The organism is Pauljensenia sp. UMB3104, assembly GCF_030217285.1.
Taxonomy (GTDB): Bacteria; Actinomycetota; Actinomycetes; order Actinomycetales; family Actinomycetaceae; genus Pauljensenia.
The window spans coordinates 1-244 of record NZ_JASONN010000513.1 but is presented as its reverse complement, the minus strand read 5'-3'; the positions used below and the strand labels follow the sequence as shown (position 1 = coordinate 244).

Genomic DNA, 244 nt, shown 5'->3' with positions numbered 1-244 from the left:
CCGACGCAACGTTATACACCTATCAAGCCGGTGGGTGGCCAGATGACACAACCGGTTGTGAAACAGCTACAGATTATCGAGCAAACCTCGATGTCCTCATCAACCAAGCCATTGATGACGGTGCGCAGATCATTTCGATTTCCGCGACCAGCGAAGATCGGTCACCAAGCCTCATGTGGGCAGTGGCTCGCGCCATGAATGAAGGAGTCATCATCATGGCAGGCGCGTGAAACAACGGAGCAGA

The 244-nt window shown here is 53.7% G+C and carries 1 pseudogene; it reads left to right on the top strand.

Annotated elements, in window-relative coordinates:
• Positions 1–230: pseudogene (locus QP415_RS12610) on the top strand (alkaline protease); the annotation flags it as partial.
• Positions 231–244: the final 14 nt, after the last annotated feature.